Source organism: Rhizorhapis suberifaciens (genome assembly GCF_014200045.1).
GTDB lineage: Bacteria > Pseudomonadota > Alphaproteobacteria > Sphingomonadales > Sphingomonadaceae > Rhizorhapis > Rhizorhapis suberifaciens.
On sequence record NZ_JACHOV010000003.1, the window covers coordinates 247634 to 258722 of the forward strand.

Here is an 11089-nt window from a genome sequence, read left to right on the forward strand (position 1 = left end):
CCGGCCATCCCACGCGAAGATGGCCACGTAATCAATCAACCCGAATGCCGGATCTCCAGCCACAGGGGTTTTTCCAAGGCCATGATGAAAGCGGCATGCCGCTCCAATTCTTCAGGCGAAGCCCGATGCGGCCTTGCGGGCCGAATGGGTCGGCTGTGGCGTGGAATGATGCTTTGCACTTCGATCCGCGCTTCGATTTCGACACCCAGGACCAAGCCGATTTGCCGTCCGCCGGTCATCTCTATGTAAAGCTGCGCCAGCAGTTCTGCGTCGAGCAACGCTCCGTGCTTGATGCGGTGGCTACGGTCGATCCCGTAGCGAGTGCAGAGCGCATCAAGGCTATGCTTTGCACCGGGATGCAACTGCCGCGCCATGGCCACTGTATCGATCATTCGTTCCATCGAAATGGGCGAGCGTCCGCACAGGGTCAATTCATGGTTGAGGAAGCCGAAGTCGAACTTTGCATTATGCGCGACCAATGGACTGTCGCCCAGGAAATCCAGCAACTCGTCCACGCCATGGGGGAAGAGCGGCTTGTCCGACAGGAATATGTCGGACAGTCCGTGAACCGCCTCGGCCGCCGAGGGCATGGATCGTTGTGGATTATAATAGGCGTGAAAGCTTTGTCCGGTTGGAACCCGGTTGACGAGTTCTATACAGCCGATTTCGACGAGCCTGTCCCCACTCAAAGGATCGAATCCCGTAGTCTCGGTGTCGAAGATGATTTCGCGCATCGATTCTGAGTCTCTCCCGTCCCTTATCGGCCCGTGCGGCGACTTAGACAAGCGGTCAGACGCCGAACGGCCGTCCTTGTTCGCTCAAAAGTCGTGCCGGTGTCGATAATATAATTCGCCCGCTTGCGTTTTGCAGTGTCCGGCAACTGCAATTTCTTGATTCTGTTGAATTTTGCTACCGTCATTCCGGGTCTGGCAAGCACACGTTTACGTTGTTTCCATGCGGGCGCGGTGACCACAATGACGCCCGCCAAAGTCCTTGGCGGACCCTTTTCAAAAAGAAGCGGGATATCCAACACCACCATCGGTCGCGAACGGTGGCGGCGCAGAAACGCCTCTCGCGATTTGGCAATCATGGGATGCACGATGTGTTCGAGCGCGCGCAACTCTTCAGGGTGGGTCAGGACCGCCGCTCCCAGCTTTTGCCGATCGACCCCCCGTGCGTCGGTAGTGCCGGGGAAGCGCGCCTCAATGGCGGCTACCAGCGCGCCGCCGGACCCTTGCAACCGGTGCACCTCGGCGTCCGCGTCGAACACCGGCACGCCCTCCTTGCGCAGCATGGCGGCGACGGCCGACTTTCCCATGCCGATAGAACCAGTCAAACCATAGACACTCATGCGGCGAGCAACACTCTTAGTTCAAAATCATGATCTCGCGGCGCGTCGGCTCCAAAGAAAAGCTGAAAAGCCTTTGCAGCCTGGCCGATCAGCATATTGAGGCCATCCAGTGTCCTTAGGCCCCGGCCGTTCGCTTCCGACAGCAGTTCGGTTTCCAATGGTGAATAGACGATATCGTAGATGATCGCTTCGCTCGGCAGGGTGGAAAGATCCGGACGCAGGCTGTCATAGCCCGTCATGCCCAGCGCAGTGCTGTTCACCACCAGTTGGACCGAGGGCAGCGGAGCCAGCAAGGGCAAAACCTGTCCCGCCATATCGAACTGGTCCAGCAATGCCTGCGCGCGATCCTCGCTGCGATTCAAAATGGTGACGTGGGCAATTCCCATTTGCTTCAGGGCAAAAAGCACTGCGCGCGCAGCCCCGCCCGCGCCATACAGGGCAGCACATTTCCCTTTCAGGTCGACATTGTCGAGGGGTTCGGCAAATCCATCGACATCGCTGTTAAAGCCGCAAGGCGAGCCCTGCACCCCCGGCACGACAATGTTCATGGCGCCCACGCTGGCGGCAAGACCTTCCGGATCTTCCACCAGCGGCAATATCTTTTCCTTATGCGGTATCGTAAGGTTCGCGCCCCGCCAAAGGGGATCCGAGCGGCGTTGCTGAAGCCATTGCGACAGATCCTCCGGTGATATCCGGCTCCTGCGATATTCGGCGTGAATACCAAGCTTTTTGAGCCAGAATTGATGAATCAACGGCGATTTGCTGTGAGCAATAGGGTCGCCGATCACTTCGGCATAGGGCAGCGTCGCTTCCGTCATGACGCCAATACTCCGCGTGTGCGAAGATAATCCAGCAGGGGGATCAACGGCAATCCCTGAATTGCAAATTGACTGCCCTCGACCCGCGAAAACAGCTGCACGCCCGGCCCCTCGATCCGATAGCAGCCAACGCACCAGCAGACATGGTCCCACTCGGCGGCCAGATATTGCTCGATGAAGGCATCGGAAAGCGGACGGACAGTCATTTTGACCCGCTCCAACTGCCGCCAGATCGGCTCACCACCTAGCGAAATCACCGCTGCGCTATGAAGATAATGCACTTTGCCGGACAGTTGCCGCAGGATAGCGGCCGCCTCATCCGGGTTCTGTGCCTTGTCGATCATTTCACCCGATTCAAGGCTTAAGGTCTGGTCACATCCAAGCACCAACGCGCCCGGAACCCGTCGGGAAACACGCAAGGATTTAAGCTCCGCCAAGGCGTCCGCCAGGCTGCGAGCATTGAGGCCCTCGGCACGCAGGGCGGCTTTGGCGGCCTCCTCGTCGACGCCCGCGGCCATGGCTTCGTGCGGCACGCCGGCAGCTTTCAACATCTCCCGGCGGCTGGCGCTTTCAGATGCAAGGATGATCATTAGTCACGTCCCTCCACCTGCGCCACAAGCCGCTCATTATAGATGTTGATGATCGCGGCAGCGGTTTCTTCGATCGATCGGCGCGTCACATCGATCACCGGCCAGCCATTATCCGCGAACATCCGCCGGGCATAGGTCACTTCCTCCTTGACCTTCTCCTGGTCGACATAGGTCGTCTCTGGCATCTGGTTCAAGGACAGCAGCCGGTTGCGCCGCACCTGAATCAGTCGTTCGGCACTGGTGGTAAGCCCCACGATCAGTGGATGTTTCAGGTTGAAAAGCGATTGCGGCGGCGGGGATTCCGGTACGATCGGGATGTTTGCCGTTTTATACCCCCGATTGGCGAGATAGATCGACGTTGGGGTTTTGGACGCGCGCGATACCGCCACCAGCACGATATCGGCCTCCTCCCAATTTTCCCAGTTCACCCCGTCATCATGGGCAATGGTGAACTGGATAGCATCGATCCGCGCAAAATAGGCTTCGTCCATGATATATTTGCGGCCGGTGCGGTTGCGCGTCTCCTGCCCCAATATATTGGACATGGCGTCGGTCACCGGATCCAGCGCCGCCACCACCGGCAGACCCAGAGCCCGGCAGCGATTTTCAAGCTTTCGCCGGAGCGGCTGATTGGCGAGGGTGAACAGCACCAGTCCCGGATTCTGGGAAATCTCCTCCAATATCCTTTCGAGATGCACTTCGGAACGCACCATGGGCCAAAAGTGCCGGATCGTTTCCACATTATCGAACTGCGCAATTGCCGCCTTGGCGATATTCTCCAATGTCTCACCCGTGGAGTCCGAGAGAAGATGAAGGTGCAGCCGTGTCATTCGGGCATCTTTGTGGACTGGCTGTGGATAAAGCAAGGGATAGTCGTTCCGTGGTCATCAGAGACGGATTCCATCCTCGCTACCCGAAAATTCATCCACAGGGTGCCAACAGGCTGCATTTTCCATCCACAGCCTGTGGATATCGGGCACAGAGAGAAGGACTCCTGCCAAAGTCGATCTTCAACGCGAGTCAAGCTGTTGGCGAGCATGGGCATGGCCGATAAATCCCGCTCTCCACGCCCCTACTATCCTCATCTACTTTGAATCATTCTTAAGAGTTATTGGGAAGGACATAGAGCGCTGGCCCCCTTGGCTTAGCGATCGTGGTCCGGTAGGGGATCGCACGCTGGCCAAGGCGGTTATGCGGGGCCTGTCAGGACCGCACGCGATGCGCTTGAAGGGAATGATGTTTGACCAAGCCCAAGAAATTGCTTTCGGTCCTGAATGGTGAGAAAAAGGACATCCCTCCTGTCTGGCTGATGCGGCAGGCCGGTCGTTACCTGCCTGAATATCGTGAATTGCGCGCAGAAAAGGGTGGGTTTCTCGAACTTGTCTATGACAGTCCGGCGGCGGCGGAAGTTACGCTCCAACCCTTGAAACGGTTCGGCTTTGACGGTTCCATCCTGTTTTCCGATATATTGATCATACCCTATGCGCTTGGACAGGACCTCTGGTTCGAGGCGGGGGAGGGGCCTCGCTTGGCGCCGCCGTTGGCCGAAGCGGGTCTTGCAGCCTTGACGCCGCGTAGGGAACGGCTGGAGCCGATCTATGAGACGGTCCGGCTTGTAAAGGCCGGCCTGTCCCCTGAAACCACCTTTCTGGGCTTTGCTGGCAGCCCCTGGACCGTGGCGACCTATATGGTGGCGGGTCAGGGCAGCAAGGACCATAGTCTTGCCCGGCGCATGGCTTATGCCGACCCAGTGCGGTTTGGAGCGATCATCGATTCCATTGTGGATCTTAGCGTCATCTATCTTGAGGGACAGATAGAGGCTGGGGTGGAGGCGGTGCAGCTGTTCGACAGCTGGTCAGGCAGCCTCTCGCCGCTTGAATTTCAAAGATGGGTGATTGCACCCAACCGCGCCATTGTGGATCGTCTGCGTGAACGGTGTCCCGGCACTCCCATCATCGGCTTTCCCAAGGGGGCCGGGGCAAAGCTGGTCGCCTATGCAGAAGGTACGGGTGTCGATGCGGTCGGGCTCGACGAGACAGTAGATCCGCATTGGGCCAATGCAGTCCTCCCCAAACATTTGCCAGTGCAAGGGAATCTCGATCCGCTGGCGTTGATTGCGGGCGGTGAAGCGCTGGAGAAGGGCGTGGCCAACATCCTGTCCGCATTCAGGGATAGGCCGCATATTTTCAATCTCGGCCATGGCATATTGCCTGACACGCCGCTCGATCATGTCGAAACGCTGCTGACCCTCATCCGCAAGGAGCGCTCATGACCGGTTTTCTTGGCGCCGCTTATCCCTGGGTTCTGGCCGGGCACATCATATTCGTCATATTTTTGATGTCCGCCCTGTTCATGATGCCCCGTTTTTTCATTTATCACCAGGAATGCGTGCCGGGATCGCCAGAGGAGACGAAATGGATCGGTCGCGAAGCGCGGCTGCGCCAGATCATCCTCAATCCTTCCCTTGTCTTGGTGTGGATATTCGGCCTCATGCTGGCCTTCAATACCGGCGCCTGGCCACAAGGCTGGTTCCAAATCAAATTTTTGTTCGTGCTGATTTTATCGGCCTACCATGGTTGGGCGGTCGGCTATTCGAAGAAGCTGGCACAGGGCCTGCGCCCGTTCGACGACCGCAGGTTGCGCATGTGGAACGAAGCTCCGGGCATCCTGGCGGCCGTCATCGTAGTGCTGGCCATTGTTCGCCCATTCTGATCCGCTTTTGATCTCTCTCCTGTAAACCCCGTTGACTAAAGCGGAACAGCGTCGTAACGTACGCTTTATCTTCTTTGCCGTTCGTGCACGAGAATCCCTTTCCAAATAGCGCGATCCGGCCCTCCAAACATTCCTGTTCCCGGAAATACATACATGCATTTGAAAGAGCTTAAGCGAAAAACTCCTGCTGATCTCGTGTCCATGGCCGAGGAACTGGGCGTGGAGGGCGCGTCAACCCTCCGCAAGCAAGACTTGATGTTCGCCATTCTGAAAGCTGAGGCTGAAAATGGCGAACAGATCATGGGGCTTGGCACCATCGAGGTCCTTCCCGACGGTTTCGGCTTTCTCCGCTCACCTGAAGCAAATTATCTCGCTGGTCCCGACGACATCTATGTCTCGCCCAATCAGGTTCGCAAATTCGGTCTGCGCACTGGTGACACGGTGGAAGGCGAAGTACGTGGTCCCAAGGATGGTGAGCGCTATTTCGCCCTGACCAAGCTGACCGCGGTGAATTTCGACGATCCGGAGGTGGTCCGCCACCGCGTCAACTTCGACAATTTGACGCCGCTTTATCCTGATGAGAAGCTGCGCCTCGATACGCTCGATCCCACGGTCAAGGATAAGTCGGCCCGTGTGATCGATATCATCGCCCCCCAGGGCAAGGGTCAGCGCGCCTTGATCGTCGCACCACCGCGCACCGGTAAGACCGTTCTGCTGCAGAACATCGCCAAGGCGATCACGGACAATCACCCCGAAGTCTATCTTCTGGTGCTGCTTATCGACGAGCGGCCGGAGGAAGTGACCGACATGCAGCGCAGCGTGAAAGGCGAAGTGATAAGCTCGACCTTTGACGAACCTGCGTCACGCCACGTTCAGGTGGCTGAAATGGTGATCGAAAAGGCCAAGCGTCTTGTCGAGCACAAGAAGGACGTCGTCATCCTGCTCGACTCAATCACTCGCCTTGGACGCGCATATAACACCGTTGTGCCCAGCTCCGGCAAGGTGCTGACCGGTGGTGTCGACGCCAACGCCTTGCAGCGTCCCAAGCGATTCTTCGGCGCCGCGCGTAACATTGAGGAGGGCGGTTCGCTTTCCATCATTGCAACAGCCTTAATCGATACCGGCAGCCGCATGGACGAAGTTATTTTCGAAGAGTTCAAGGGCACCGGTAACAGCGAAATCGTTCTTGACCGCAAGGTCTCCGACAAGCGCATTTTCCCGTCGCTCGACGTCGGCAAGTCCGGCACCCGCAAAGAAGAGCTGCTGGTCGAAAAGGACAAGCTTTCGAAGATGTGGGTCCTTCGTCGCATACTCATGCAGATGGGTACGATCGACGCCATGGAATTCCTGCTGGACAAGATGAAGGACAGCAAGACCAACGAAGATTTCTTCGACAGCATGAACCAATAAGCCACTAGAGCATTAGGTCCCCCATGTTTGCCTTCCTCGCAGCCAGCGCCGCCGCCGCGTCAGGTGTCGGATCGCCCGCAGAAATCTGGGCAGCGATTGTTCATGATTTCACCAATCTGGATAATCCAGCTGCCTTCGGCGCATTCGGCCAGGTGCTGATGATCGACCTGGTGCTGGCAGGCGACAACGCTATTGTCGTGGGTGCGCTTGCAGCGGGCCTACCTGCGGAACAGCGTCGCCGTGTTATCCTGATCGGAATAATTGCGGCACTTGTGCTGCGCATTTTCTTTGCGCTCATGGTCAGCCTGCTTCTCGGGATCGTCGGCCTTATCCTCGCGGGTGGGCTGCTCCTACTGTGGGTGGCATGGAAGATGTGGCGCGAGCTGCGTGAGACAGGGCAAAGCGGCGGATTACCGGAAAGCGGAGAGGGTCATAGCGGTCTCCGTCCCGCCAAAAGCTTCGCTGGCGCGGCCTGGGCCGTAGCGTTGGCCGACGTATCGATGAGCCTGGACAACGTCCTTGCTGTTGCTGGAGCTGCGCGCAATCACCCCGGAATCCTGATCATTGGTCTGCTATTGTCGGTCGCTCTGATGGGCCTTGCGGCCAATCTCATCGCCCGATATATCGAGCGCTATCGCTGGATAGCCTATGGTGGGCTTGCGATCATCGTTTATGTAGCCGTGAAAATGATCTATGACGGCTTTGTCGATCATCAAGTGGGCATATTGACGCTGCTGGCGTAAGCAATTTGGAGACCCGGGGGCTGGCTTCCTTGAGCATTCGTAGCTGCTGACTATATGAGCAGCACCGTAGAGCCAACCGTCATCCGGCTTTCCAATGCCCTATGTGCGTCCGCTGCTTCACCCAACGCAAAACGCCGGCCGATATCGGCGCGCACCACATCGCGCGCAATGCGGTCGAACAGGCGATCACCCATATGGTGATATTCTGAATCTTCAGCGATATAGTCGAACAGGGTCGGCCGCGTCAGGAATAGCGATCCCGCACGGCTCAGATCGAGGAGGTCGATCGGCGGTACGGGTCCCGATGCATTGCCAAAGCTCACCATTAATCCCCGTCGCTTCAAAGATTTTATCGATGGAAACCATCCGGTTTTGCCTACACCGTCGAACACCGCGTCGACTCCCTTTTGGCCGGTAAGTTCGCGCACCGTCTCTGCCAGTTCCTCGTAAGGCATATGCAGACTATGGGTGGCCCCAGAAGCCTGCGCCTTGGCGGCCTTTTCACTGGACCCGCTATGGGCGATCACGATGACGCCCATATCGCGCAGCCAAGGGACGAGTAGCGAACCAACCCCTCCGGCTGCAGCATGGACCAAGGCTGTCTGCCCTGCTTCCATCTTCGCGCAATCTTCAGCCAGAAAGCAGGCGGTCATGCCCTTTAGCATGATCGCCGCCGCAACTTCGCAAGAGACGCTCTCCGGCAATTTCAGCACCCGGACGGCCGGCATGATCCTGTGCGTGGCATAGCTCCCATGACTGCCGCCGCAATAGGCCACTCTATCTCCTGGCCGCAGGGTCTGGACACCTTCTCCCACCGCTTCGACCGTCCCCGCCGCTTCGACACCAAGGCCAGTGGGAAGCGAAGCCGGGTAGAGTCCTGTTCGCACATAGGTGTCGATGAAGTTTAATCCGACCGCTTCCTGAGCGATCAAAACCTCACCGAAAAGAGGGGCGGGCGGATCGAAATCCTCCCGCTCCATAACCTCCGGCCCTCCAGTGGAACGAATGATCAGCCGCCATGCCATGAATTTTATTCCAAATGCTGCGCAAAAAACTCGGCTGTGCGTTTGTCGGCCAGTTGCGCCCCCTCTTCATGACGTCGCTGCCCCATTGCGGCGGCAAAACCATGGTCCAAACCGGGATAATCGTAGATGGTCACCTTGGGATGGGCGTCCAGCCCTTCATGGACAGCCTTCTGCTGCTCCGGCGGTACGAAATGGTCGGTGCCGGCGATATGCAGCATGACGGGATGTGCGATCGCATGCGATTCCCGCAATAAATTGTCGAGGCCCACGCCATAATAAGCAACGGAGCAACTGATATCCGTTCGTGCGGCGGTCATGAATGCCAACCTTCCGCCCAGGCAATATCCTACGCAGCCGACCTTGGCCTGATTACCTAGTTCCCTGCGGGCGGCATGAATTGTCGCTTCGATATCGCGTACGCCTGCGTCCTGATCGAACTGTCCGAACAATCCCAGCGCCCGGTTCATTTCCTCTGGGATATCTGGATCAAGTTCAATGCCAGGTTCGATTTGCCAGAATAGGTCGGGCGCATAAGCGATATATCCCTGGTCCGCCCAGACGTCGCATTTAGCGCGGATTCCCGGATTTACCCCGAATATCTCCTGGATGACGACAATGGCGGCCTTAGGTTCTCCAGCTGGTCGGGCAACATAGCAGTTGAAGCTTTGGTCTTTTTCCAGTGTGGGGATGGAGGTCATTTCGCTCATCTCGGATCCTTTCCTGTTGTAGAATCGCGCCCGCTGGTGGCTCGAGGCTACTATGTCATGCCAGTATGATAGTTCAAACCTTACCAAGGCGCGAAAAACTGGTATTCTGTCTCATCTTCCGTCATGAAGAGCTTATTAATCGGGTCGGAGTGAAACGCATGAATGTCACCCTAAATGTAGAATGCACTCCGCAGGAGGCGCGCAGTTTCCTGGGCCTGCCCGATGTGGCGCCCATCCATGAAAAATATGTTCAGACGATGATGGAGGCGATAAACGGGACGAATAGCGTCGAACAAATGGAAAATCTGTTCAGGAGCTTTTCGCCGATGGGAGACGCTGGCATGCGCTTGTTTCAGCAAATGATGAGCATCGGTATGGGCGGCGGTCAGGAGAAATCCTCCAAGTGACCAAGCGCTGGGTGATGACGCCGACATGACTGCGCGCGCCACCATCTTTGCTCTTTCAAGCGGACTTCCTCCGGCCGCGATTGCCGTGGTCAGGATCAGCGGCCCGATGACGGCAACTGCGATCACTGCGGTTTCGGGAAAGTTGCCGCCTCCTCGTCACGCGAGCCTGCGGAAATTGAGGGATCCAAAGAGCGGCGTCGATCTCGACCAGGCGCTCGTGCTCTGGTTTCCAGGGCCCGCCAGCGCCACGGGAGAGGACCTCGCTGAACTGCATTTACATGGGGGGAGAGCGGTTGTTCACGCGGTGCTTGCTACCCTGGCTCAATGCGATGGATTGCGTGAAGCCCAGCCCGGCGAATATACCCGCCGTGCGTTTGAAAGTGGCCGTATCGATCTCAATGAAGCAGAGGGTCTGGCTGATCTCCTGTTCGCGGAGACGGAGACGCAGCGGCGAAGTGCAATCGCCATGGCGGAGGGGCATTTTTCCCGGCGCGTTGCATTATGGCAGACAGAGCTTCTAAGGATCTCAGCGCTCGTTGAGGCAGAGCTGGATTTTTCGGACGAGGATGATGTGCCCGTAGGCGCGGTGGAGCGGGTGAGCGCCATGCTTACCGCGCTTCGGGATCTACTGGAGGTGGAGTTGGCCCGCCCTCAAGCCGAACGGTTGAAGGACGGTGTGCGGGTGGTGCTCGCAGGACCGCCCAACGCGGGGAAGTCGACGCTTCTCAATGCGCTGGTCGGACGTGAGGCCGCTATCGTATCTCCCATCGCTGGAACTACGCGGGACCGGATCGAAGTTCCTGTGTCGATTGCCGGAGTGCCTTTTGTTTTTACCGACACCGCAGGCCTTCGAGGCGAAGGCACCGACGAAATTGAAGGCATTGGCATCGGCTTGGCGCGACGAGCTATGGATGAGGCGGACGTCGTCTTGTGGCTGGGTCGGCCGGGTGACTGTCCTGACAATGCCCGGGTCATCCGCCTTTCGCCCAAATGCGATTTGGGAGGTGGAGAGGACGAGGGTATCAGAGTTTCGGCGGTCAGCGGTCTCGGTATGGAAGAACTTCGTTTCTTGCTGATCGAACGGGCGAGGACATTGTTGCCGCGCGATGGCGAGTATGCGCTTAACAAGCGGCAGCGGGATGCGCTTCGCAAAGTTTATGATGAAGTTTGCGGTGCGGCGGGGAGTGGCGATTATCTTATCCTTGCCGAACATCTTCGTGCGGCCCGGCTTGCTCTGGATGCCGTGACGGGCAGGGCGGGGACGGAGGATATGTTGGATGCGCTGTTTGGTAGTTTTTGCATCGGCAAGTAGCGTTGGGGCGATGC

At 57.7% G+C, this 11089-nt stretch carries 13 protein-coding genes; 6 read left to right on the forward strand and 7 right to left on the reverse strand.

What is annotated here, in order from left to right:
* Positions 1 to 35: 35 nt before the first annotated feature.
* From dnaQ to HNQ99_RS05405, 5 genes are read right to left on the reverse strand one after another with little or no spacing between them, the layout of a single operon-like run.
* Complete coding sequence (gene dnaQ, locus HNQ99_RS05385; RefSeq protein WP_184474605.1) at positions 36 to 734, reverse strand: DNA polymerase III subunit epsilon; 699 nt, start codon at positions 732 to 734, stop codon at positions 36 to 38.
* A gap of 23 nt (positions 735 to 757) precedes the next feature.
* The gene (gene coaE, locus HNQ99_RS05390) at positions 758 to 1351 is read right to left on the reverse strand and encodes a dephospho-CoA kinase (RefSeq protein ID WP_184474606.1); all 594 of its coding nucleotides are present in this window, start codon (positions 1349 to 1351) and stop codon (positions 758 to 760) included.
* Positions 1348 to 2169, reverse strand: a complete 822-nt coding sequence (gene aroE, locus HNQ99_RS05395) for a shikimate dehydrogenase (protein WP_184474607.1) — start codon at positions 2167 to 2169, stop codon at positions 1348 to 1350. The genes coaE and aroE overlap by 4 nt, the downstream gene beginning before the upstream one ends.
* A complete protein-coding gene (locus HNQ99_RS05400) occupies positions 2166 to 2759 on the reverse strand; it encodes a Maf family protein (protein ID WP_184474608.1) in 594 nt (197 codons plus the stop codon). The genes aroE and HNQ99_RS05400 overlap by 4 nt, the downstream gene beginning before the upstream one ends.
* Positions 2759 to 3589 carry a pyruvate, water dikinase regulatory protein gene (locus tag HNQ99_RS05405; protein WP_184474609.1) on the reverse strand — a complete coding sequence of 277 codons (831 nt, stop codon included), beginning with the start codon at positions 3587 to 3589 and terminating at the stop codon, positions 2759 to 2761. The genes HNQ99_RS05400 and HNQ99_RS05405 overlap by 1 nt, the downstream gene beginning before the upstream one ends.
* A 410-nt stretch (positions 3590 to 3999) precedes the next feature.
* Here HNQ99_RS05405 and hemE point away from each other — a divergent pair, with 410 nt between their 5' ends.
* The 4 genes from hemE to HNQ99_RS05425 all read left to right on the forward strand — a co-directional run bounded on the left by hemE (position 4000) and on the right by HNQ99_RS05425 (position 7624).
* On the forward strand, positions 4000 to 5031 hold the full coding sequence (gene hemE, locus HNQ99_RS05410) for a uroporphyrinogen decarboxylase (protein WP_184474610.1): 1032 nt from the start codon (positions 4000 to 4002) through the stop codon (positions 5029 to 5031).
* A complete protein-coding gene (locus HNQ99_RS05415) occupies positions 5028 to 5471 on the forward strand; it encodes a CopD family protein (RefSeq protein ID WP_184474611.1) in 444 nt (147 codons plus the stop codon). The genes hemE and HNQ99_RS05415 overlap by 4 nt, the downstream gene beginning before the upstream one ends.
* 153 nt (positions 5472 to 5624) lie before the next feature.
* The gene (rho, locus tag HNQ99_RS05420) at positions 5625 to 6881 is read left to right on the forward strand and encodes a transcription termination factor Rho (protein ID WP_184474612.1); all 1257 of its coding nucleotides are present in this window, start codon (positions 5625 to 5627) and stop codon (positions 6879 to 6881) included.
* A 23-nt stretch (positions 6882 to 6904) separates the two neighbouring features.
* The gene (locus HNQ99_RS05425) at positions 6905 to 7624 is read left to right on the forward strand and encodes a YjbE family putative metal transport protein (RefSeq protein ID WP_184474613.1); all 720 of its coding nucleotides are present in this window, start codon (positions 6905 to 6907) and stop codon (positions 7622 to 7624) included.
* A 50-nt stretch (positions 7625 to 7674) separates the two neighbouring features.
* On the opposite strand, the gene HNQ99_RS05430 is transcribed toward HNQ99_RS05425, so the two are convergent.
* Both HNQ99_RS05430 and HNQ99_RS05435 read right to left on the reverse strand, forming a co-directional pair.
* On the reverse strand, positions 7675 to 8649 hold the full coding sequence (locus HNQ99_RS05430) for a quinone oxidoreductase family protein (RefSeq protein ID WP_184474614.1): 975 nt from the start codon (positions 8647 to 8649) through the stop codon (positions 7675 to 7677).
* Positions 8650 to 8654: 5 nt separating this feature from the next.
* Positions 8655 to 9356: a dienelactone hydrolase family protein gene (locus HNQ99_RS05435; RefSeq protein WP_184474615.1), complete on the reverse strand. Its 702-nt coding sequence runs from the start codon at positions 9354 to 9356 to the stop codon at positions 8655 to 8657.
* Between the two features lie 158 nt (positions 9357 to 9514).
* Here HNQ99_RS05435 and HNQ99_RS05440 point away from each other — a divergent pair, with 158 nt between their 5' ends.
* Together HNQ99_RS05440 and mnmE are read left to right on the forward strand one after the other, a co-directional pair.
* The gene (locus HNQ99_RS05440) at positions 9515 to 9763 is read left to right on the forward strand and encodes a DUF6489 family protein (protein WP_184474616.1); all 249 of its coding nucleotides are present in this window, start codon (positions 9515 to 9517) and stop codon (positions 9761 to 9763) included.
* A 25-nt stretch (positions 9764 to 9788) separates the two neighbouring features.
* Positions 9789 to 11075, forward strand: a complete 1287-nt coding sequence (gene mnmE, locus HNQ99_RS05445; protein WP_184474617.1) for a tRNA uridine-5-carboxymethylaminomethyl(34) synthesis GTPase MnmE — start codon at positions 9789 to 9791, stop codon at positions 11073 to 11075.
* Positions 11076 to 11089: the final 14 nt, after the last annotated feature.